The organism is Oxalicibacterium sp. (assembly GCF_057353965.1).
Window position 1 is genome coordinate 185,212 of sequence record NZ_JBMQZD010000004.1, and the last position, 21,783, is coordinate 206,994.

General features: G+C 60.9%; 17 protein-coding genes and 1 other RNA gene. 15 read left to right on the forward strand and 3 right to left on the reverse strand.

Annotated elements, in window-relative coordinates:
* The first annotated feature begins 30 nt into the window (after window positions 1-30).
* The 3 genes from ribD to ACO1VH_RS07320 all read left to right on the forward strand — a co-directional run bounded on the left by ribD (window position 31) and on the right by ACO1VH_RS07320 (window position 2,624).
* Complete coding sequence (gene ribD, locus ACO1VH_RS07310; RefSeq protein WP_486243848.1) at window positions 31-1,122, forward strand: bifunctional diaminohydroxyphosphoribosylaminopyrimidine deaminase/5-amino-6-(5-phosphoribosylamino)uracil reductase RibD; 1,092 nt, start codon at window positions 31-33, stop codon at window positions 1,120-1,122.
* Between the two features lie 36 nt (window positions 1,123-1,158).
* Complete coding sequence (locus ACO1VH_RS07315; RefSeq protein WP_486243849.1) at window positions 1,159-1,773, forward strand: riboflavin synthase; 615 nt, start codon at window positions 1,159-1,161, stop codon at window positions 1,771-1,773.
* A gap of 89 nt (window positions 1,774-1,862) precedes the next feature.
* Window positions 1,863-2,624 (forward strand): YoaK family protein, encoded by a 762-nt coding sequence (locus tag ACO1VH_RS07320; RefSeq protein WP_486243850.1) that lies wholly within the window; start codon window positions 1,863-1,865, stop codon window positions 2,622-2,624.
* Window positions 2,625-2,683: 59 nt separating this feature from the next.
* Here the strand turns inward: ACO1VH_RS07320 and ACO1VH_RS07325 are convergent, their stop codons facing one another.
* Window positions 2,684-4,324 (reverse strand): methyl-accepting chemotaxis protein, encoded by a 1,641-nt coding sequence (locus tag ACO1VH_RS07325; protein ID WP_486243851.1) that lies wholly within the window; start codon window positions 4,322-4,324, stop codon window positions 2,684-2,686.
* A gap of 248 nt (window positions 4,325-4,572) precedes the next feature.
* Between ACO1VH_RS07325 and ribBA the strand changes: the two genes are divergently transcribed.
* From ribBA to ACO1VH_RS07345, 4 genes are all read left to right on the forward strand, one after another.
* Window positions 4,573-5,691, forward strand: coding sequence for a bifunctional 3,4-dihydroxy-2-butanone-4-phosphate synthase/GTP cyclohydrolase II (gene ribBA / locus ACO1VH_RS07330; protein ID WP_486243852.1), 1,119 nt, complete (start codon window positions 4,573-4,575; stop codon window positions 5,689-5,691).
* A 106-nt stretch (window positions 5,692-5,797) separates the two neighbouring features.
* Window positions 5,798-6,286, forward strand: a complete 489-nt coding sequence (gene ribH / locus ACO1VH_RS07335; protein WP_188420427.1) for a 6,7-dimethyl-8-ribityllumazine synthase — start codon at window positions 5,798-5,800, stop codon at window positions 6,284-6,286.
* Between the two features lie 129 nt (window positions 6,287-6,415).
* Window positions 6,416-6,883, forward strand: a complete 468-nt coding sequence (nusB, locus tag ACO1VH_RS07340; RefSeq protein ID WP_486243853.1) for a transcription antitermination factor NusB — start codon at window positions 6,416-6,418, stop codon at window positions 6,881-6,883.
* A 155-nt stretch (window positions 6,884-7,038) separates the two neighbouring features.
* Window positions 7,039-8,235 carry a pyridoxal phosphate-dependent aminotransferase gene (locus ACO1VH_RS07345; RefSeq protein WP_486243854.1) on the forward strand — a complete coding sequence of 399 codons (1,197 nt, stop codon included), beginning with the start codon at window positions 7,039-7,041 and terminating at the stop codon, window positions 8,233-8,235.
* A gap of 63 nt (window positions 8,236-8,298) precedes the next feature.
* On the opposite strand, the gene ACO1VH_RS07350 is transcribed toward ACO1VH_RS07345, so the two are convergent.
* Window positions 8,299-9,267 (reverse strand): transglycosylase SLT domain-containing protein, encoded by a 969-nt coding sequence (locus ACO1VH_RS07350; protein WP_486243855.1) that lies wholly within the window; start codon window positions 9,265-9,267, stop codon window positions 8,299-8,301.
* A 482-nt stretch (window positions 9,268-9,749) separates the two neighbouring features.
* On the opposite strand from ACO1VH_RS07350, the gene ubiD reads away from it, so the two are divergent.
* The 4 genes from ubiD to ACO1VH_RS07370 all read left to right on the forward strand — a co-directional run bounded on the left by ubiD (window position 9,750) and on the right by ACO1VH_RS07370 (window position 15,970).
* Window positions 9,750-11,234: a 4-hydroxy-3-polyprenylbenzoate decarboxylase gene (ubiD, locus tag ACO1VH_RS07355; RefSeq protein ID WP_486243856.1), complete on the forward strand. Its 1,485-nt coding sequence runs from the start codon at window positions 9,750-9,752 to the stop codon at window positions 11,232-11,234.
* Window positions 11,235-11,368: 134 nt separating this feature from the next.
* Window positions 11,369-11,467: signal recognition particle sRNA small type (ffs, locus tag ACO1VH_RS07360), an RNA gene on the forward strand.
* Window positions 11,468-11,678: 211 nt separating this feature from the next.
* Window positions 11,679-12,818: an efflux RND transporter periplasmic adaptor subunit gene (locus ACO1VH_RS07365; protein ID WP_486243857.1), complete on the forward strand. Its 1,140-nt coding sequence runs from the start codon at window positions 11,679-11,681 to the stop codon at window positions 12,816-12,818.
* Between the two features lie 53 nt (window positions 12,819-12,871).
* On the forward strand, window positions 12,872-15,970 hold the full coding sequence (locus ACO1VH_RS07370) for an efflux RND transporter permease subunit (protein ID WP_486243858.1): 3,099 nt from the start codon (window positions 12,872-12,874) through the stop codon (window positions 15,968-15,970).
* A 4-nt stretch (window positions 15,971-15,974) separates the two neighbouring features.
* Here the strand turns inward: ACO1VH_RS07370 and ACO1VH_RS07375 are convergent, their stop codons facing one another.
* On the reverse strand, window positions 15,975-17,678 hold the full coding sequence (locus ACO1VH_RS07375; RefSeq protein WP_486243859.1) for an isovaleryl-CoA dehydrogenase: 1,704 nt from the start codon (window positions 17,676-17,678) through the stop codon (window positions 15,975-15,977).
* Window positions 17,679-17,911: 233 nt separating this feature from the next.
* On the opposite strand from ACO1VH_RS07375, the gene ACO1VH_RS07380 reads away from it, so the two are divergent.
* From ACO1VH_RS07380 to ACO1VH_RS07395, 4 genes are all read left to right on the forward strand, one after another.
* Window positions 17,912-19,993 carry a DNA polymerase III subunit gamma/tau gene (locus ACO1VH_RS07380; RefSeq protein WP_486243860.1) on the forward strand — a complete coding sequence of 694 codons (2,082 nt, stop codon included), beginning with the start codon at window positions 17,912-17,914 and terminating at the stop codon, window positions 19,991-19,993.
* Window positions 19,994-20,062: 69 nt separating this feature from the next.
* Window positions 20,063-20,389 (forward strand): YbaB/EbfC family nucleoid-associated protein, encoded by a 327-nt coding sequence (locus tag ACO1VH_RS07385; RefSeq protein WP_188420436.1) that lies wholly within the window; start codon window positions 20,063-20,065, stop codon window positions 20,387-20,389.
* A 12-nt stretch (window positions 20,390-20,401) separates the two neighbouring features.
* A complete protein-coding gene (recR, locus tag ACO1VH_RS07390) occupies window positions 20,402-20,998 on the forward strand; it encodes a recombination mediator RecR (RefSeq protein ID WP_486243861.1) in 597 nt (198 codons plus the stop codon).
* 108 nt (window positions 20,999-21,106) lie between these two features.
* Entirely contained in the window at window positions 21,107-21,766 is a 660-nt protein-coding gene (locus ACO1VH_RS07395) for an HD domain-containing protein (RefSeq protein WP_486243862.1), read from the forward strand.
* Window positions 21,767-21,783 lie beyond the last annotated feature (17 nt).

A 21,783-nucleotide genomic window follows, 5' to 3' on the forward strand; every position in this document is an offset into this window, starting at 1 on the left:
TCGTCAATCCATCATCCAAAAAAGAATCACGTGGAAATTCATAGCGATGTGCAAGGCATGCGCCTTGCGCTGGAACTGGCAGCAAGGGGCATGTTCACGACGACGCCGAATCCGCGCGTTGGCTGCGTCATCGTCAAGGACGATCGCCTGATCGGTGCCGGCTACACGCAGCCGGCCGGCCAGGCGCATGCGGAAGTGCAGGCCTTGAACGATGCGGCGGCCAAAGGGTTCGACGTGGCCGGCGCGACCGTCTACGTGACGCTGGAACCCTGCAGCCATTTCGGCCGTACGCCACCCTGTGCCGATGCACTGGTTCGCTCCCGCGTGGCGCGGGTGGTGGTGGCGATTACCGATCCGAATCCGCTGGTGGCGGGGCAGGGCATCGCGAAGCTGGAAGCGGCCGGCATTCAGGTTACAAGTGGCGTTCTGGAAGACGAAGCGCGCGAGATGAACATCGGTTTCTTTGCGCGCATGCAACGCGGCCGGCCGTGGGTGCGGATGAAGACAGCGGCCAGCCTGGACGGCATGACCGCGCTGCACAACGGCGAAAGCCAGTGGATCACCGGCGACGAAGCGCGTGCCGATGGCCATCACTGGCGCGCGCGCGCCTGTGCCATTCTGACCGGCATCGGCACCGTCATCGAAGACGATCCGCAACTGACGGTGCGCGCCATCGATACGCCGCGCCAGCCGCGCCGTATCGTCATTGATAGTCGCCTGCAGATCAGTCCGCATGCACGCGTGCTGGAAGGTGGCGGCACTTGGATCGTCGCTGCGCAACCGCAGCCGGAAAAGGAAAAGATGCTGCGCGATGCGGGGCATGAAGTGATCCTGTTGCCGAACGCCGACGGCAAGGTCGAATTGCCGGCGCTGATGCAGGAACTCGGTAAGCGGCAGATCAACGAAGTGCACGTCGAAGCCGGCTTCAAGCTGAACGGATCGCTGATCCGCGAAGGCTGCACCGACGAGCTGCTGGTCTATCTGGCGCCGTCGCTGCTGGGCGATGCACAGCGCATGTTCAATCTGCCGGCACTGGAATCGTTGCAGCAGAAGAAGACGCTGGCTTTCCACGACATCAAGCAGATCGGCGCGGATTTGCGTATCCTTGCCCGCTTCACCTGACTTTTTTCACCCGATTCATTTTTTCATCTTCGCGCCATGTTTACAGGAATCGTTGCCGCTATCGGCAAAATCACCGAGATATCTCCGCTGGGCGACGTGCAGGCCGGCCATCGCCTGACTGTCGATGCCGGCACGCTGCCGCTGGCCGACGTCGCGCTCGGCGATTCGATCACGCTGAACGGCGCCTGCATGACGGTGGTGACGAAAACCGATCGCAGCTTCCAGGTCGACGTCTCGCGCGAGAGCCTGAACTGCACGTCCGGCCTGGATCGTCTCGGCGAAGTCAATCTGGAAAAGGCGGTTACGCTATCGGAACGACTCGGCGGCCACTTGGTATCCGGCCATGTGGACGGACTGGGCGAGGTCGTGAAATTCGAACCGGCGGGAGAATCGTGGCTGCTGGTCGTTCAGGCACCGAAATCGCTGGCGCGCTATCTGGCTTTCAAGGGATCAATCGTCGTCAACGGCGTGTCGCTGACAGTGAACAGCGTGAGTGATACGGCGGCGGGCTGCGAGTTCTCGGTCAACCTGATTCCACATACGGTGCAAGTGACGACGCTGAAGCATTTGCAGAAAGGCGCGAAGGTCAATCTCGAAGTGGACCTGATCGCGCGTTATGTCGAGCGGATGCTGCAGTTCTCCGACAAGTAATTCCCTTCCTGCGCGGCACGCATGTGCTGATTCCCTGAGGTATCCGGCGTATCATTCCCTTCGGCACGTATCGTGTGGAAGGGGGGAATATGCCATTGGATTTCATGCGCCGCCTGTCCGGCCGTCATCGGACGCCGCGCGCAAACAAGCAGCTCGGCGGTTTCCTGGCGCTGATCGCCGGCGCAGTCAATGCGGGCGGCTTCCTAGCCGTTCATCAGTACACGTCGCACATGAGCGGCTTCGTTTCCTCGGTGGCCGACAATCTCGTGCTCGGCAACATGCTGCTGATGCTGGCCGGGCTGGGCTCCATTCTTTCCTTCCTCGCCGGTGCCGCCTGTACGGCGGTGCTGATCAACTGGGCGCGGCACCGTGATCTGCAGGCGGAATACGCGCTGTCGCTGGTGGCGGAAGCGGTGTTGCTGCTGCTGTTCGGTTTTCTCGGCGCACACCTCGAAATCTACATGGCGGTGACGGTGCCGCTGACGGTGATCCTGCTGTGTTTCATCATGGGATTGCAGAATGCGATCATGTCCAAGATGTCGAATGCGGAAATCCGCACCACGCACCTGACTGGCGTGATTACCGACCTGGGTATCGAACTGGGCCGGATGCTGTACTGGAACCGTACGCACGGCAAGGATGCGCCGGGCTACGTGGGCGCGCGCAAGCCGAAACTGGCGATGCTGATCGGCATCCTGACGATGTTCTTCGCCGGCGGCATCATCGGCGCGCTCGGCTTCAAGCACATCGGCTTCAGCGTGGTGCTGCCGTTTGCCTTTGCCTTGCTGGCCGTGGCGATGATGCCGATGCTGGATGACGCCGTCGCGCACTATCGCGCGCTACGTCGATAGGAAGAATCAGCCTCAAAAAATCAACGTAGACAATTGAGGCAGAGAGTCAGCGTAGATAATTAACGCGGCAGCATCTTGCGGCGCGTACTGACGCTGGCATCGACGATGGCCGGGCCGTTGTACGCATCCTGCTCGCGACCGGTGCGGAAGACCGAGATCGAGCGCAGCAATTGCAGCGTTTGCTCTTCGAGACTCTTGGCCGCTGCCGCTGACTGTTCCACCAGCGCCGCATTCTGCTGCGTGGTTTCATCCATCTGCGTGACTGCCATGTTGACCTGATCGATACCGTTGCCCTGTTCGCGGGTAGCAGTGGCGATCTCGTTCATGATGTCGGTGACCTGTTGCACCGACTGGACGATCTCGTCCATCGTGGCGATCGCGCTGCCGACCAGTTGATTGCCAGTTTCAACTTTTTGCACCGAATCGTCGATCAGCGCCTTGATTTCCTTGGCGGCACCGGCCGAACGTTGCGCCAGGCTGCGGACCTCGGCGGCGACCACGGCGAAGCCGCGTCCCTGTTCGCCCGCACGTGCGGCTTCGACAGCAGCGTTCAACGCCAGGATATTGGTCTGGAAGGCGATGCCGTCGATCAGGCCGATGATGTCGACGATGCGCTTGGCCGAGGTGCTGATTTCGTTCATCGTCGTACTGACGTTCTGCACCGCGCTGCCGCCCTTGCCGGCGACTTCCGAAGCCGACAGCGTCAGCCTGTTCGCCTGTGATGCGTGGTCAGCCGTTTGTTTGACGGTAGAAGCCAGTTCTTCCATGCTCGATGCGGTTTCTTCCAGGCTGGAAGCCTGTGCTTCGGTGCGGCCGGAAAGGTCCATGTTGCCGCTGGCGATTTCGCGGGTGGCGACATTGATCGACGCGACATTGGTGCAGACATCGCCGATGACGGAGCGCAGATTGATGCTCATCTGCTGGATTGCCTTCTGCAACTGGCCCATGTCATCCGACCGCTTGGTATCGAAGGCAATAGTCAGGTCGCCGCCTGCCATCGTGTTGGCGCCGGCGATCAATGTGCGCAACGGCCCCACGATAGCCTGATGCAGGAAGAACCAGACGCCCAGCGTAAGCAGCACGCCGATGGCGGTTGCAACGACGAAGTTATTCACTTCGTCCGGTTCAGCGCTCAGGATGGAGAGGCCACCCATGCCGAGGATCAGCAGGTTCAGGATCATCATGCTGATGCCGATGCGCATGCCGAGTCCGATATTGCGCAATGCGGCGAAGCAGCCGGCCAGGCCCGTCGGGACGATCTGGCCGCGCTTGAAGCGGATGTTGCCGGCATTGCCGGATTTGAAGCGCGCGTACAGTGCTGCAGCTTCCTGGATTTGTTCAGGCGAGACCTTGTTGCGTACCGACATATAGCCGACGACCTTGCCGTTTTCGCGGACGGGTGTGGCATTGGCCTGCACCCAGTAGAAATCGCCGTTCTTGCGGCGGTTCTTGATGATGGCGTTCCACGGATGGCCTTGTTTCAGCGTTTCCCACAGATCGGCGAAGGCTTCTTCCGGCATGTCCGGGTGGCGCACCAGATTGTGCGGCGCGCCCATCAGTTCACTGTCGGAAAAACCGCTGGTTTCGGCGAAGGCCGGATTGAAATAGATGATGCGTCCCTTGGTATCCGTCTTCGAAACGAGTGACGTACCGTCTTTCAGGACGTATTCGTTGTTGGTAACGGGCTGGTTATTGCGCATCGATCTGGACTCCGTGGGTGTTTGACGAGAAGATGCTCGTATGCTGAAACGACGATATGTCGACGGTCGCGATAATATTAACGTGCGGAAACGAAAATTTTCCTGATCCTGACTAAGCCAGTCAGGAATTGATCGGTGTGCGGCAGTGACAAGCGGGCAAGTAAATCGATGCAGAGCGATAGTTGGCGCGGAATGCCGTGCCGCAGTGCAAATCCTTTAAAATAGCGGGCCTGTTACGAGATAGCCACATGTCCATTTCAACTACCCAGGAAATCATCGAAGAAATGCGCGCCGGCCGGATGGTCATCCTGGTCGACGAGGAAGATCGCGAGAACGAGGGCGATCTGGTGCTGGCCGCCGATTTCGTCACGCCGGAAGCGATCAACTTCATGGCGAAGTACGGCCGCGGCCTGATCTGCCTGACGCTGACCGAAGAACGCTGCGACCAGCTTGCGCTGACGATGATGACCGCCCGCAACGGCACGTCCTACGGTACCGCCTTTACGGTATCGATCGAAGCGGCCGAAGGCGTGACCACCGGTATTTCCGCCGCCGACCGTGCGCGTACCGTGCAGGCTGCCGTTGCCAAGAACGCAAAACCGGCCGACATCGTGCAGCCCGGCCACATCTTCCCGCTGAAGGCGCAGAAGGGTGGCGTGCTGATGCGCGCCGGCCACACCGAAGCCGGTTGCGATTTTGCCGAGCTGGCCGGATTGACGCCGGCGGCGGTGATCTGCGAGATCATGAAGGACGACGGCACGATGGCGCGCCTGCCGGACCTGATCGAATTTGCCAAGGAGCACGGATTGAAGATCGGCACGATCGCCGACCTGATCCACTACCGCAGCCAGAACGAATGCTTCGTCGATCGCATCGGCGAGCGCACGATGGAAACCGCGCACGGCAGCTTCCGGACCGTGCTGTACCGCGACAAGCCGAGCGGTTGTGCGCATCTGGCGCTGGTGCATGGTGACATCCAGCCGGATCGCGAAACGCTGGTGCGCGTGCATCAGCCGGTGTCCGTGCTGGATCTGCTGGAAACCAAGGCGACCACGCATTCGTGGAATCTGGCGTCGGCGATGGCAGCGATCAAGCAGGCCGAGCGCGGTGTGCTGGTGCTGCTCAATTGCGAGGAATCGGCCGATGAACTGTTTTCCCAGTTCGCTGCGCTGTCCGAGCCGGATGCGCAATCACAACCGCAACCACGCGCCGCACGCATGGATTTGCGCACCTACGGCATTGGCGCGCAGATTCTGCGCAGCCTGTCGGTCGGCAAGATGAAACTGCTCGCCAATCCGCGCAAGATGCCGTCGATGGCCGGCTTCAATCTCGAAGTAACGGGTTATCAGGCAACGCCGGAAAATTGAACGCTCATTCCGCTTCGGCGGAATTTCACAGAAAAATCAACGCAGTGCATGCAGTCGCAGGCACAATACAGGAATCGAAAGCGCAGCAGCGCATGAAGGAATCACCATGACAGTTGGCACCTATGAAATGAACCTGGACGGCGAAGGCCTGCGCATCGGCATCGTGCAGGCCCGGTTCAACGAAGACGTCTGCCACGGTCTGCTGGCTGCCTGCCTGGCCGAACTCAAGCATCTGGGCGTGGAAGACGAGGACGTACTGCACGTGACGGTGCCCGGCGCGCTGGAAATTCCGCTGGCGCTGCGCAAGATGGCCGAAACCATGCAGTTCGATGCACTGATCGCGATCGGCGCGGTGATTCGCGGCGAGACCTATCACTTCGAACTGGTGTCGAACGAATCCGGTGCCGGCATCACGCGCGTCGGCCTCGATTTCGGCATCCCGGTCGCCAACGCGGTGCTGACGACCGATACCGACGAACAGGCTGAAGCCCGGATGGAAGAGAAGGGTGCCGATGCGGCGCGCGTCGCCGTCGAGATGGCGAACCTGACGATCGCGCTGGAAGAACTGGCCGACGAAACCGACGACGAGCAGTAAGTCTGCCGCGTCGGTGCCGAACAGCTTCAGGTTTGGCGCGAGCGTCACAGCACAGTATCGCGCTGCCAATATCATTTACCTGCTTTTATCCGCTGCGATCTACGTAGCGCTGAATTTTCCGGTTAGTCCATGAATACCAAATCCGAACACGCCAACCCGAACAAGAACCGCACGCCGCGCCATCGCGCGCGCGAATTCGCGCTGCAAGGCCTGTACCAGTGGCTGCTGAATAATGAAGAAGTCCGCGCCATCGAATTGCACATCCGTCAGGCGCACGGTTTCGACAAGGCCGATATCGAGCATTTCGATGCGTTGCTGTACGGTGCCGTGCGTCAGGCCGATGAGCTGCGCGCCGGACTGGCACCGCTGATCGATCGCGAAATCTCACAACTGTCGCCGATCGAACATGCGGCACTGCTGATCGGAGCCTATGAATTGAAGAATCACATCGAGATTCCGTACAAAGTTGTCATCAACGAAGCGGTCGAACTGACCAAATCGTTCGGCGGCATCGACGGCCACAAGTACGTCAATGGCGTATTGGACAAGTACGCGGCGTCGGTACGCGAGACCGAGGTGCATGCCGGCCGTAAGTGAGGTGCCAATTTAATCGGGCATGTCGCCTGATCGCTGGCGTTGATCGATTTAGATTTGCCGGATTGACGAACCGACCGGATTGATTGACCGGGTAATGATTGTTGATTGCTTCGCCACCGCCTTGCCGGTGGCGATTTTCATTGAGGAAGTTGTTGATGTTGCAGCCCGAACAATTTGCCGGCCTGGCGGCTCGTCTGGAACATATCGCGCCTTTCCACGTGATGGAACTGGCGAAGGTGGCGGCCGACCTGGAACGGCAGGGGCGGCACATCATCCACATGGGTATAGGCGAACCGGATTTCACGGCGCCGCAGCCCGTGATCGACGCCGCATCGCGCGCGATGGCGGACGGCAAACTGCAGTACACGTCGGCCACCGGCCTGCCTGAACTGCGGCAGGCAATTTCCAAGTATTACCGCGATTGTTATCAGGTCGATGTCGCGCCGTCGCGCATCGTCGTCACGGCCGGGGCCTCGGCCGCCTTGCTGCTGGCGTGTGCGGCGCTGGTGGAAAAAGGCGCGGAAGTGCTGATGTCCGATCCTTGCTATCCGTGCAACCGGCACTTCGTGGCTGCCTTCGACGGCGTGGCGAAGATGATCGCCAGCGGTCCCGAACATCGTTTCCAGTTGTCGGCCGATATGGTGCTCGAGAACTGGTCGAGCGCTGCACGCGGCGTGCTGCTGGCATCGCCGTCCAATCCGACCGGCACCTCGATCGAGGAAGCGGAATTGCGCCGCATCGTCGAAACCGTGCGTGAGCGGGGCGGCTTTACCATCGTCGACGAAATCTACAATGGCCTGCATTACGGTGCCGAAGCCGATGCTGCGCCGTTCTCGGCGTTGTCGCTGGGCGATGACGTGATCGTCATCAACAGCTTCTCCAAATATTTCAACATGACCGGCTGGCGGCTTGGCTGGCTGGTGGTGCCGGAGCGGCTGGTCGCGCCGATCGAAAAGCTGGCGCAGAACCTGTTCATCTGCGCTTCGAGCGTGGCGCAACATGCGGGGCTGGCCTGTTTCACGCCCGAAGCGCTGACGATCTATGAGGAACGCAAGAATGAATTCCGTCGCCGCCGCGATTACATCGTGCCGAAATTGTTGCGCCTGGGATTCCGTGTGCCGGTGATGCCGGACGGCGCCTTCTATGTATACGCGGATTGCTCGGCATTGTCGGACGATGCCGATCGCTTCACGCGTGAGATGCTGGAGCAGGCAGGCGTTGTCATGGTGCCGGGACTGGACTTCGGCCCTTCTACTACGCGTACCCACGTACGCATTTCGTATGCGACGTCGATGGAAAATCTGTGCGAGGCGGTTTCCCGGCTGGAGAAATTCCTGCGAGACCGATCCTGAATCGGGGGCGGAGGCAAATAAAAAAGGAGCCATTGGCTCCTTTTTTATCGTTTCGGCATCGGATTACAGCGAGGTGGTCTTGTCGCCGCCGTTCGCCGGTTGCTTGACGGCCTGATCTTCCATGGCAGTCTTGGCGTCGATCATGCTCGGTGCCTTGGCTTCAGCCGGTGCAGCTTTCGGCGTCACGCGGCTGGCCATCGAGGCATAGATGGAAATGCGCTTGCCTGCAGCCACGGCTTTCAGGCGATCGTATTCGCCGAGCACCTTGGCGCCGTAACCGGCATCGGTCGCCATTTCGGCTGCGCCGACATAGCGTTTCAGGCCGGCTTCGACCGAGCCGCCGCGCGTAACGTATTCCTTCAGAATCATCGAGCCGACGCGGATGTTCGCGACCGGGTTCAGCGCTGCCTGCGTGCCGCCCATGTCGGCGAACTTGTCATGGTGGACCTTGGACATGACCTGCATCAGGCCCTGCGCGCCCACCGGGCTTTCCGCGAACGGGTTGAAGCGCGATTCGATCGCCATCACTGCCAGGATCAGCAGCGGGTCCAGATTGATTTCCTTGGCCGTCAGGTAGGCGGCAGAAACCAGCATGTTCGTTGCATCGCCGGCCACGCGGTAGCGTTTGGACAGCCACTCCGTGACACGCTTCTGTTGGACATCGGTGCCGAGCATCGGGCTTGGTGCGGTGCTGATCGGTGCCGGTGCGACCGTATCCGGCGTCGCCGCGGCCGAAACCGTGGCGGCGGCAGGTTCTTCCATCAGATTGGCCAGTGCCGGCATTTCGTCCGATGCGGTCGAAGCGACGGCCGGCGTGAACGGCGACAGCGCTTGCAGCTCGTCGGCGACTTCAGGCTTGAAGAAGATCAACGTCACGATGCCGAGGGCGATCAGTCCGAAGACCATCAGTCCGTGCTTGGCCGCGACAATCATGCGGTTGGTGGTTTCGCGCATCGAAATCGAGCGCGCAATCGTTTTTTGTGCCGATTGGCTGGCGATCTTTCGCATCGCCGTTGTCATGTGATTCAACATTTAAAACTCCTGCTGGATTGACGCGGCAGGTGAAGGGCTCCACTAGACAATCTTGAATGTAGAACCCTGAACATGCCGTGAATCAGAGAAATCGCCTGTCACCGCATCCCGCGTATGAACAAGCGTCGGAGTTGATTACTTATCGATGCTCTGCGGCATCCCTGGTAAAGCAAACAACTGCATTTCTTCGGGAGAAGGCGAATTGCCTTTGAAGCACTCCTGGGTTGGTTGGGATCCCGAAGTCCCACTTGAAGTGAAGAGCGGTTTCCTTTATCCCGGATTTGGTGTTCCAATACGGGGCCAGCTCTTCAAGCTGCGCGAATTGTAGGAGTCGGTTTATATCGAGTCAATACTATAAAAATGTAATTCAATAACTTTTATGTCTTACTTTTTATTAATTTTTTCTCGAAAGTAAATGAAATCAATGACTTGGACTTTTCACTTCAATGACTAGTTCCGAAGTCGGCCACTGTGAAAAACACATGAAATATTTGGATTTACGCGACTTCATTTCCCAATTGCAACAAATGGGCGAACTTAAGCGCATAAATGTGCCTGTTTCGCCGCATTTGGAGATGACCGAGATTTGCGACCGGACTTTGCGCGCTGCGGGACCGGCGCTGCTGTTCGAGCAACCGACGGGGCACAATATCCCCGTGCTCGGCAATCTGTTCGGTACGCCGCGACGCGTGGCACTGGGAATGGGCGCATCCGACATCGGCGAATTGCGTCGCATCGGTCATCTGCTGGCGGCCTTGAAGGAGCCGGAACCGCCGAAGGGATTCAAGGATGTGCTGGGCCTGGGTGGCTTGGTGAAGTCGCTGTGGGACATGACGCCGAAGGAGAAGCGTGGCGCGCCGTGCCAGGACATCGTCTGGGAAGGCAACGACGTGGATCTGTCGAAGTTGCCGATCCAGCATTGCTGGCCGGGCGACATTGCGCCTCTTATTACATGGGGACTGGTGATTACGAAGGGACCGCACAAGAAGCGCCAGAACCTCGGCATCTATCGCCAACAGGTGATCGGTCGCAACAAGGTCATCATGCGCTGGCTCGCGCATCGCGGCGGCGCGCTGGATTTTCGCGAGCACACTATTGTTAACAAGGGGCAGCCTTACCCGGTTGCGGTCGCGCTCGGCGCCGATCCCGCAACAATCCTGGGTGCAGTGACGCCGGTGCCGGACAGCCTGTCCGAATACCAGTTCGCCGGCCTGCTGCGCGGCAGCCGAACCGAACTGACGAAGGCGATCGGCAGCGAACTGCGGGTGCCGGCTTCGGCAGAGATCGTGCTGGAAGGCCATATCTATCCGGACGCGAACCATCCGTCCGGCTACGAGCATGCGCTGGAAGGGCCGTACGGCGACCATACCGGCTATTACAACGAGCAGGATAGTTTCCCGGTCTTCACGATCGATCGCGTCACAATGCGGCGCGACCCGATCTATCACTCTACGTATACAGGCAAGCCGCCGGACGAACCAGCTGTGCTGGGCGTGGCGCTGAACGAAGTGTTCGTGCCCTTGTTGCAAAAGCAATTCCCGGAAATCACAGACTTCTACCTGCCGCCGGAAGGCTGCAGCTACCGGATGGCGGTCGTGCAGATGCGCAAGGCCTACGCCGGCCATGCGAAGCGCGTGATGTTCGGCGTCTGGAGTTTCCTGCGCCAGTTCATGTATACGAAGTTCATCATCGTGGTCGACGAGGATGTCGATATCCGTGACTGGAAGGAAGTGATCTGGGCGATCACGACGCGCGTCGATCCGACCCGCGATACGACGCTGGTCGACAACACGCCGATCGACTATCTGGATTTCGCCTCGCCGGTCAGCGGCCTCGGCAGCAAGATGGGCATCGATGCGACGAACAAGTGGCCGGGCGAAACCAGCCGCGAATGGGGCACGCCGATCGTGATGAGCGACGACGTGAAGCAGCGCGTCGATCAGATCTGGCAACAGTTGGGTATTTGAAATCGAACAAGGAAGGCGGGCGACCAGTGTCGGGTGTCGGACGCGCCTTGTCGAAAAGAACTGCAGCATCGGGAATGACAGCGTAGCCGCAATTTTCGCAGCGGCTGCCTGTCATTACTGGTAAAATATTCGTCGGCGGGCCCCTGCGCATTGTGGCATGGTCAATCTGGTCAGGTCGGGAACGAAGCAGCCACAGCCATTCCCCGCAAGTGCCGTAGACAAGGCTCGCCTCTTACCTGTTTTTCCTCCCTCGATTTTTCTTTATCTGTCCTGCGGTTCTTCTTTCCGCAGATTGTCGGGGCATTTCTCTTTCAGTCATTCGAAGCCCTGTTGCCGTCCGGTACGAGGGACATGCTATTCTGCTGCCGGTTATCCTATGCGACTAACGGATTTCTAACAGTCTCTTACCTCGCTGCCCGTTGGCGGCGTCTCGCAAGCGTGAACATGCAACACACCAGAAAAATTCTCGCGATCGGTGCCGGACTGATAGTCGTCGGCGCGATTGCCTATTTCGCCCTGTCGGACGAACGCCAGGCAACGCATGGCGCTACGGCGCAATCGGTGCGCACCGCACTGGCCGAACGCAAGACGATTCCGATCACCGTGCATGCGAACGGCTACGTCACTGCCATCAATACCGTTGACGTGCGGCCGCAGGTACAGAACATCGTGCGCGAAATCCATGTGAAGGAAGGGCAGTTCGTCAAAGCGGGGCAACTGCTGTTTACGCTGGACGATCGCAGCGACCGTTCCAATCTCGAACGTGCGCGTGCCGAAGCGGAAGCTGGGCGCGCCGACTTGGCCGACGCCGAACTGACGCTGAAACGTAATCGGGAACTGCTGGAAAAGAATTTCGTTTCGCAATCCGTCGTCGATACTGCGCGCAACAAGGTGGAATCGCTGCGTCGCACGCTGCAGGCGAACCAGGCCGCAGCGCAGGCCAGCAACGTGGCGCTCGGCTACAACCGCATCGCGGCATCGATCACGGGGCGTCTCGGCGTCATCAACGTGCATCCGGGCAGCCTGGCGCAACCTTCCGGCGATCCTATGGTGACGATCACGCAGATCGATCCCATCCATGTCAGCTTCTCGCTGCCTGAGCGTGAGCTGACCAACATCACGACGACCTATCCGAACGGCGGCGCGCCCGTGCGCGTGCAGTTGCCGGGCCAGCCGGAGATGACCGGCAAGCTGGTCTTTATCGACAACACCACCGATCCGCAGACCGGCACGATCAAGATGAAGGCTGAATTTGCCAATGGCTCACACAAATTGTGGCCGGGCAGTTATGTGAGCGTCAGCCTGGTTTCGCGCAATGTCGAGAACGCGGTGCTGGTGCCGGCACAGGCTGTCGTCACCGGGCCGGTCGACAAGTTCATCTATGTGGTCGGCACTGACGACAAGGTCGTGCAGCAGAAGATCGACGTGGTTGCCATCGAAAACGGAAATGCGGCGGTGACAGGGCTGGCAGCCGGCGCAAGAGTCGTCGTCGAAGGTTCGCAGAATTTGCGCCCCGGCAGCCGCATCGTCGAAGCAAAAGACGAAAGCGCGGCGCGCAAGAAGCCGGCGCCGGGTACCGATTGATGGTGGCGCATTTCCATCCAGCCATGATCATCGTCCTGCAGGCGGCATAGCGCGTGAATATTTCCGAACTGTGCATACGCCGGCCGGTCATGACCGTGCTGCTGTCGATCGCGGTAGTCGTGATCGGCCTGTTCTGTTATTTCAAGCTGCCGATCGCCGCGCTGCCGAGCTACGACCGACCGGTCATCAACGTCACCGCCAGGCTGCCGGGCGCAAGTCCCGAGGTGATGGCGTCCTCGGTGGCGACGCCGCTGGAAAAACAGTTCTCGACGATCGCCGGTATCGACGTCATCAGTTCCAGCAGCACGCTGGGCAACACGTCCATCGTTCTCGAATTCGACCAGGACCGCGACATCGATGCGGCCGCGGTGGACGTGCAGGCTGCATTGCTGCGCGCGCAGCGCAGCCTGCCGGAGGAAATGACGGACCTGCCGGCTTATCGCAAGGTCAATCCGGCCGATCAGGCCGTGCTGCTGCTGTCGCTGACATCGCCTTCTCTGTCGCTGTCCGAACTGAACGATTATGCCGAGAACCTGATTTCACCATCGCTGTCGACGATCGACGGTGTGGCGCAGGTGCAGGTGTACGGCCAGCGCCGCTATGCGGTGCGCGTGAAGGTCAAGCCGGACGAGCTGGCCGGGCGCAACATGACGCTGGACGAACTGGCCGGTGCGATCCGCGCCGCCAATGCCAATTCGCCGGTCGGCGTGCTCGACGGCCCGCGCCAGACGCTGACGTTGCAGGCCAACAGGCAATTGCAGAATGCGGCAGCTTTCAGCAATCTGATCATCGCGACCAATGACGGCCAGGTCACGCGGCTGCGCGACGTAGCGACGGTGGAAGACAGCGTCGAAGTGACGAAGAGCGGCAGCTGGGCCAACGGTGAACCGTCCATCGTGCTGGCAGTGCAGCGCCAGCCGAACGCGAACACGGTGGCGGTCGTCGATGCCGTCAAGAATACGCTGCCGCAATTCCGTGACCAGATGCCGAACTCGATCGAGATGCGGGTGCTGAACGACCGTTCGACGTCGATCCGCGAGGCGATTCACGACGTCAACTTCACGCTGGCGCTAACCATCGTGCTGGTCGTGCTGGTGATCTTCCTGTTCCTGAAGCGGCTGACGGCGACCATGATCCCGGTACTGTCGCTGCCGATTTCGCTGATCGGCTGCTGCGCGCTGATGTACTGGCTGGGCTACAGCCTGGACAACGTGTCGCTGCTCGGCATTACGATCGCGGTAGGCCTGGTCGTCGACGATGCCATCGTGATGCTGGAGAACATCGTGCGCCACATCGAGGACGGCATGGAACCGCTGGCGGCTGCGCTGAAAGGCTCGCGCGAAGTCAGCTTCACCATCATCTCGATTTCTATTTCGCTGGTGGCCGTCTTCATCCCCATCTTCTTCATGCCGGGCGTGATCGGCCTGCTGTTCCATGAATTTGCCGCAGTCGTGTCGCTGGCCGTGCTGGTGTCGGCGGTCGTGTCGCTGACGCTGGTGCCGATGCTGTGCAGCCGCGTGCTGCGCCACGAGAAGGGGAAAGAGCAAGCGGAAGAACATCGCGACAATGCGGTCAGCCGTGCCTTCGAGCGTCTGTTCGATCGCACGCTGGCCCTTTATGCGCACGCGCTCGACTGGTCGCTCGCACATCGCCGCACGATCCTGGCACTGGCCTTCGTCACGTTTGCCATGACGGCCTGGCTGTTCATCACGATTCCCAAGGGTTTCTTTCCGGTCGAGGATATCGGCCAGATCAGCGCCACCGTCGAAGGGCCGGACGATGCGTCGTATCCGACGATGGTGAGCTTGATAACGCAGGCAGCCGACATCATCCAGAACGATCCGAACGTGGCGACGACGACTTCGCGCACGCGCGATAGCAATGTCGGCAATCTGTTCATCGCGCTGAAGCCGCGCGGTGAGCGCGATGCGATGGACAAGGTGCTGCACGACCTGCGCCGCAAGCTCGCTGCGATACCCGGCGTGACCGTCTATCTGAATCCGGTGCAGAACCTGCGGCTGGGCGGACGTACGACGAAGAGCCAGTTCCAGTTCGTGTTGCAGAGCGTGCGTGCCGAAGAGCTGACCGAATGGGCGGAAAAGATGCAGGCGGAAATGCGCACCGACCGCAGCTTCATCGACGTCACCAGCGATTCGCAACTGAAGGGGTTGCAGGCGCAAGTGGACATCAACCGCGATCGCGCCAATGAGGCAGGCATCGATATCCAGGCGATCCGCACGGCGCTGTACAGCGCCTATGGCGATCGCCAGATTTCGACGATCTATACCAGCAGCAACAGCTATTCGGTGATCCTGCAGGATGCGGGTGTCGGCGATCTGGACGAATCGGCATTGAGCAAGATCTATCTGCGCGGCGGTAGCGGCGCGCTGGTGCCCTTGCTGAGCGTGGCGACCGTGCATCGCACGGCCGGGCCGATTTCGGTCAACCATCAGGGGCAATTGCAGGCGGTGACGATCTCGTTCAACCTGGCGCCCGGTGTGTCGCTGGGTGCGGCGACCGGCAAGATCGAGCAGATCAAGAAAGCGATCCAGTTGCCGTCCAGCATCGTGACTAACTATGCGGGCGACGCGGCCGTATTCCAGTCGTCACAGGCGAGCCAGGCGGCGTTGATCGTGCTGGCGGTGATCGTCATCTACATCCTGCTCGGCGTGCTGTACGAAAGCTATATCCATCCGATCACGATTCTGGCCGGTCTGCCGTCGGCTGCCGTCGGTGCGTTGCTGGCGCTGCGCATCTTCGGTTTCGAACTGACGATGATCGCGACCATCGGCATCCTGCTGCTGATCGGCCTGGTCAAGAAGAACGCGATCATGATGATCGACTTTGCGCTGGATGCGCAGCGCAGCCAGGGTCTGCCGCCGTCGGAAGCGATCCGTCAGGCCTGCATCCTGCGTTTCCGGCCGATCATGATGACGACGTTGGCGGCAGCGGTCGGCGCCTTGCCGATCGCATTGGGACTGGGGGCGGGCGCTGAATTGCGCCAGCCGCTGGGGCTGGCGGTGGTCGGTGGCTTGCTGGTGTCGCAAGTGATCACGCTGCTGATCACGCCGGTCATCTATTTGTACTTCGACCGTTTCAGCGGCGCAGGGCCGCTGCAATTGACGGCCGAACAGGAAGCGGCGGCGCGTTAGTGGTTCAGGCCGGATAGGCGCGTTGCAGGATGCGCTGCAATGCTGCGCTGGAGATGTCCCATGTGCTGATCGACGTACTGCCCGGACTTCCAATGAGGGTGCGGCTCAACGTTCCATATACGCGGCCATTGGCTGCGTCGCCACGACTCGCGACAAAGATTTCCGCGCTTTCCTGCGGCGCGTAGCGCAGCATCAAGACTGCTTGCGCAGCCAGCACCAGTTGCTGTGCGAGGCGTCTGGCCTGCATTTGCAACTGGTCCAGCGGCAAGGCAGTCATCTCGCGTAGTGCGTGCAGTTGCGTTTTGAGCACGGCATGTCCGGCTGCCGTTTCCTGCAGATGCTGTAGCAGCGCGGCCCATGCTTCCGGTTCGCGTTCGATTGCGCGCAGCACGTCCAAGCACATCACGTTGCCTGAGCCTTCCCAGATCGAATTGACCGGTGCCTCGCGCAGCATGCGCGCCATCGGCGCTTCCTCGACGTAGCCGTTGCCGCCCCAGACTTCCATGCATTCGCCGCAGAATTCGATGGCGCGCTTGCAGATCCAGAACTTCGCGGCCGGTACCACGATGCGCCGCCATGCGCACTCCAGCGGATCGGCTTCGTTGTTGTGCGTTGCATCCGCTGCCTGTGCCAGTCGCATCATCAGCAGCATGGCGGCTTCGCTTTCCAGCGCAAGGTCGGCCAGTACGTTCTGCATCAACGGTTGTTCGGCCAGCAGCCGGCCGAAGGCGCTGCGATGGCGCGCATGGTGGATCGCCTGTACCAGCGCATGCCGCATCAGGCCGGCGCTGCCCATCACGCAGTCGAGCCGCGTATGGTTCGCCATCTCGATAATGGTGGGAATGCCGCGGCCTTCTTCGCCGACCATCAGGCCCCAGGCATCCTGAAATTCGACTTCGCCGCTGGCGTTCGACTGGTTGCCGAGCTTGTCCTTCAGGCGCTGGATCAGCACGGCATTCTTGCCGCCGTCGGGACGCCAGCGCGGCACGAAGAAGCAGGAGAGGCCACCTTCGGCCTGCGCCAGCACGAGATGCGCATCGGCGTGCGGCACCGAATAGAACCATTTATGGCCGGTCAGCAGATAGGGATGGCCGCGGCCGCGGGCATTGGTGGCGTGCGCGACCGTGGCATTCGTGCGCACGTCGGAGCCGCCCTGTTTTTCCGTCATGCCCATGCCGATCAGGATGGCGCGCTTGTCGGCGATCGGCAGGTCGCGTGGATCGTGTTCGTGCGCGAACAGTTTCGGCCCCAGCACGGCAGCCAGTGCCGGCTCCTGCTGCAGCAGCGGAATCGACGCGAAGGTCATCGTGATCGGGCACAGCGAGCCTGATTCCAGCTGCGCCTGCAGGTAATAGCCGGCCGTGCGCGCCGTATGTGCGCCGGCGCGCGGCTCCGACCACGGCAGCGATTGCAGATTGGCCTGCCGCTGCAGCGCCAGCAGTTCGTGCCATGCCGGATGGAAGACCACGCTGTCGACGCGGCGACCGACGCGGTCGTGTGTCTGCAGCTGGGGCGGATGGCGGTTCGCGAGCGCGGCAGTTTCGCGCATGGCGCGCGTGCCGAGCGTCGCGCCACTGTGCGCCAGTGCCGCGGCATGCCAGGCGGCGTCACGTTGCACGGCTTGCTGCAGCGCGGCATCGATTGCATAGAGATTGCAGTCGGGCAGATCGGGCGCCTGGTTGGCAACGTCATGGGTGGGCCACTGCATGAACATTCCTTTCCGGTTCAAGGCAAACTGGACAAACGGTACGGCTGCCGTCGTTGCGCTTCGTCGCCGCGCTCTGTCGTTCTGTTTTGCCGCTCTGTTCCGTCGCTGTTTCTGCTGTTTTAGCGTACATCCGCCGGAATTGCCAGCCTGCCCGGTGCGATGGATGCGATGACGGAGAATCCGGCGCGGCTGTCAGGTAAAATGCGGTTTGCTTTCATTCGCGAACGGCTTCCATGTCCTATCAAGTTCTCGCCCGCAAGTACCGCCCGAAAGGCTTCGACACCCTGGTCGGGCAGGAGCACGTCGTGCGGGCGCTGACGCATGCGCTGGAGCACAAGCGGCTGCATCACGCCTATCTGTTCACCGGTACGCGCGGCGTCGGCAAGACCACGCTGTCGCGCATTCTCGCCAAATCGTTCAACTGCACCGGCCCCGACGGCAACGGCGGTATCACGGCCGCGCCGTGCGGTGTCTGCGAAGCCTGCACCGCGATCGATGCCGGCCGCTTTGTCGACTACATCGAGATGGATGCCGCTTCCAATCGCGGTGTCGACGAGATGGCGCAATTGCTGGAGCAGGCGATCTACGCGCCGTCCAATGCGCGCTTCAAGGTCTACATGATCGACGAGGTGCACATGCTGACCAACCATGCGTTCAACGCGATGTTGAAAACGCTGGAAGAGCCGCCCGAGCACATCAAGTTCATCCTCGCGACCACCGATCCGCAGAAGATTCCGGTGACGGTGCTGTCGCGTTGTCTGCAGTTCAACCTGAAACAGATGCCGCCGGGACACATCGTCTCGCATCTGGAAAACATCCTCGGTCAGGAAAGCATCGAATTCGAAACGCCGGCGTTGCGTCTGCTGGCGCAGGGTGCGCACGGCTCGATGCGTGATGCGCTGTCTCTGACCGATCAGGCGATCGCCTATGCGGCCGGCAAGGTCACGCTCGACGCGGTGCAGGGCATGCTGGGCGCGCTCGACCAGTCCTTCCTCGTGCGTCTCCTCGATGCGCTGGCGCAGAATGACGGTGCCGGCCTGCTGGCGGTGGCGGACGAGATGGCGGCGCGCAGCCTGTCGTACAACGCGGCGCTGCAGGATCTCGGCTCACTATTGCATCGCGTTGCGCTGGCGCAATCGGTGCCGAGTGCGGTACCGGACGATCTGCCTGAACGTGAAGACATCCTGCGGCTGGCGGCATTGTTCGATGCCGAGGAAATCCAGTTGTTCTACCAGATTGCCGTGCATGGCCGTAACGAGCTGGGCCTCGCGCCCGATGAATACGCGGGTTTCTCGATGACGCTGCTGCGCATGCTGGCGTTCCGCCCCGGCTTCGGCCCGGCAGAGGCGAAGCCGGCTGCTGCACCGTCGTCGGTAGCTCGTCCAGCCGCAGCCGCTAGCCCATCGTCCGCTTCCGCCCCGGCCGCAAGGCTGAGTGCGGCGCCGCAGGCGGCGATTTCGAGCGCACCTGCCAGTGCGCCGGTATCGGCAACTCCTGTATCTTCTGCATCTGCTGCACGTCCGGCCGGCATGAGCCCGGCGCGGGCAGCGCTGGAAGCAGCGCGTGCTGGCGCAGGTGCGAAGATGTCGTCGTCGCCACGTGCACTGTCTCCGTCTCCCACGGCACAGGCCACGCCGCAACCATCCGCACCGGCGCCGTCCGCAACGGTATTGCAAGCGGCGCAGGTGCCGGCATCCTTCGATCAGGCACCGCCCATCGATCTTCCCGATTTGCCGCCGGCACCGCCATGGGACGACGAGCCAGGCTTTGTGCAGCCTTCGGCTCAAAAAAAAACTGAAGAGCCTGCCGTAGCGGAAAATGTTGCACTCGCACCCGACGCAACTGCCGCATCTACTGTTTCCGCAAGCGCAGCAGCCGAATCCACAGCCGCGCCGTTGCCGCCTTATGTGCCGCAACCGGTTCTCGAATTGCAATGGGACGGCGACTGGCCCAAGCTGGCCGCCACATTGCCGGTGCGCGGCGTCGTGCATCAACTGGCGCAACAGAGCGAGCTGCTGAAATGCGAGGCGGACGGCAATGCTTTCCGTTTCGATCTGCAGGTTGCCGTTGACGGACTGCTGGTCGCCGGCAGCGTGGACAAGCTGGCCGCCGCGTTGACCGAGCGCTTCGGCCAGCCGGCGCGCGTCGTCACCAGCATCGGTCCCGTGCGCTACACGGCCAATGTGCAGGCACAGGCCGACCGTGCCGAGCGACAGCGCGAAGCCGAGCAGGCAATGCAGGACGACCCCTTCGTACAAAAATTGATGCGCGAGTTCGGCGCAACCATCGTGCCGGGCTCCATACGTCCGGTCTGATGCCGGAACTGATCATCCCGGCTTGATTACCTTTTCCCATTTTTCGATTTTGCAGAGGAGCAGTTCACCATGATGAAGAATCAGCTGGCAGGCCTGATGAAGCAGGCGCAGGCAATGCAGGACAATATGAAGAAGATGCAGGAGCAGCTGGCGACGATCGAAGTCGAAGGCCAGTCCGGCGCCGGCCTCGTCAAGGTCGTGATGAGCTGCAAGAATGACGTCAAGCGCGTCACCATCGATCCTTCGCTGCTGGGCGACGACAAGGACATGCTGGAAGATCTGGTTGCTGCCGCCTTCAACGACGCCGTGCGCAAGGCCGAGGCCACCTCGCAGGAAAAGATGGCCGGTGTGACGGCAGGCATGCCGCTGCCGCCCGGATTCAAGATGCCTTTCTAAAAACGGCGCGTAGTGAAAACACCGTCCAGTCTCGATTTCCTGACCGAGGCATTGCGTCGCTTGCCGGGTATTGGCCCGAAGTCGGCGCAGCGCATGGCCTATCATCTGATGCAGCACGATCGCGACGGCGCGGCCATGCTGGGTCGTGCGTTGACGCAGGCCGTGGAAAAAGTCCAGCACTGCGCGATGTGCAATACCTTCACCGAAAACGATATCTGCGAAACCTGCGTCGATCCGGAACGCAATGCCGCGCTGCTGTGCGTGGTCGAAACGCCGGCCGACCAGTTGATGATCGAACAGACGCTGACCTACAAGGGCTTGTACTTCGTGCTGATGGGAAGGCTGTCACCGCTGGACGGCATCGGTCCCAAGGATATCCATCTGGAAAAACTGGTTGCCCGTGCTACCGACGGTATCGTCGAGGAAGTCGTGCTGGCGACCAATTTCACCAACGAAGGCGAAGCCACCGCGCACTACATCAGCGAAACGCTGAAGGCACGCGGCCTGAAGGTCAGCCGGCTGGCGCGCGGTGTGCCGGTCGGCGGCGAACTGGAATACGTGGACGCCGGCACTATCGCGCGTGCGATGCTGGACCGACGCTCGACCTGAACGCGGCACGCGTGTATCTTGCAGGTATGTGCTGCTTGCCGGTGCTGGGGCGCTGGGTATGTGCCGGATATCTGTCGATGCTTCATCCTTTCGCGAAAGGTGATCGCCATGTTTACGCACTCGCCGGAAAACCAGGGTTGGCTGCGCAACAAGTGGCAGGCGCTAGTCATGTCGGTGCAGGCGCAGCCGGCAGCTTCCGATGCGGTCTGGGATGAACTGATCCGCCATTATTCCGAACCGCACCGCGCCTATCACAATCTGTCGCACGTGATGACGCTGTTGCGTCATGCGGAAACGCACCGCCATCAGATCAGCCGGATGGAAACGGTGGAATTCGCGATCTGGTTCCATGATGTCATCTACGATACGCACCTGAAGGACAACGAGCGGCGCAGTGCTGAATGGGCGCGTCGTGCAATGGTGGCAATGCAGATCGACGAGCGGCATATTCCTCCGGTGATGGAATGCATCAGCGCTACCGAGCGGCATGAAATCGCATCGTCGCGCATCGCCGATCTGCCGTTGTTTCTCGATTTTGACCTAGCGATTCTCGGTACGCGGGAAGAAATCTACCGGCAATACAGCGAAGTGATCCGAGCCGAGTACGGCTGGGTGCCGTTGGCTGAATACAAGATCGCGCGCGGCGGTTTCCTGCAGCGCTTCCTCGAACGGCCGGCACTGTTCTTCACGACGACAATGGCGGATGGGCATGAACGTCAGGCCAGAATGAATCTCGAATCGGAATTGCGCGAGCTCGCGCAGACTTGAACATAGCCAATTGCAAC

Excerpts from the sequence above, each read along its gene's own strand:
- ACO1VH_RS07315 (WP_486243849.1), top strand. The coding sequence starts at position 1,159 with ATGTTTACAGGAATCGTTGCCGCTATCGGCAAAATCACCGAGATATCT.
- ACO1VH_RS07320 (WP_486243850.1), top strand. The coding sequence starts at position 1,863 with ATGCCATTGGATTTCATGCGCCGCCTGTCCGGCCGTCATCGGACGCCG.
- ACO1VH_RS07325 (WP_486243851.1), bottom strand. The coding sequence starts at position 4,324 with ATGCGCAATAACCAGCCCGTTACCAACAACGAATACGTCCTGAAAGAC.
- ribBA (WP_486243852.1), top strand. The coding sequence starts at position 4,573 with ATGTCCATTTCAACTACCCAGGAAATCATCGAAGAAATGCGCGCCGGC.
- ribH (WP_188420427.1), top strand. The coding sequence starts at position 5,798 with ATGACAGTTGGCACCTATGAAATGAACCTGGACGGCGAAGGCCTGCGC.
- nusB (WP_486243853.1), top strand. The coding sequence starts at position 6,416 with ATGAATACCAAATCCGAACACGCCAACCCGAACAAGAACCGCACGCCG.
- ACO1VH_RS07345 (WP_486243854.1), top strand. The coding sequence starts at position 7,039 with ATGTTGCAGCCCGAACAATTTGCCGGCCTGGCGGCTCGTCTGGAACAT.
- ACO1VH_RS07350 (WP_486243855.1), bottom strand. The coding sequence starts at position 9,267 with ATGTTGAATCACATGACAACGGCGATGCGAAAGATCGCCAGCCAATCG.
- ubiD (WP_486243856.1), top strand. The coding sequence starts at position 9,750 with ATGAAATATTTGGATTTACGCGACTTCATTTCCCAATTGCAACAAATG.
- ACO1VH_RS07365 (WP_486243857.1), top strand. The coding sequence starts at position 11,679 with ATGCAACACACCAGAAAAATTCTCGCGATCGGTGCCGGACTGATAGTC.
- ACO1VH_RS07375 (WP_486243859.1), bottom strand. The coding sequence starts at position 17,678 with ATGCAGTGGCCCACCCATGACGTTGCCAACCAGGCGCCCGATCTGCCC.
- ACO1VH_RS07380 (WP_486243860.1), top strand. The coding sequence starts at position 17,912 with ATGTCCTATCAAGTTCTCGCCCGCAAGTACCGCCCGAAAGGCTTCGAC.
- ACO1VH_RS07385 (WP_188420436.1), top strand. The coding sequence starts at position 20,063 with ATGATGAAGAATCAGCTGGCAGGCCTGATGAAGCAGGCGCAGGCAATG.
- ACO1VH_RS07395 (WP_486243862.1), top strand. The coding sequence starts at position 21,107 with ATGTTTACGCACTCGCCGGAAAACCAGGGTTGGCTGCGCAACAAGTGG.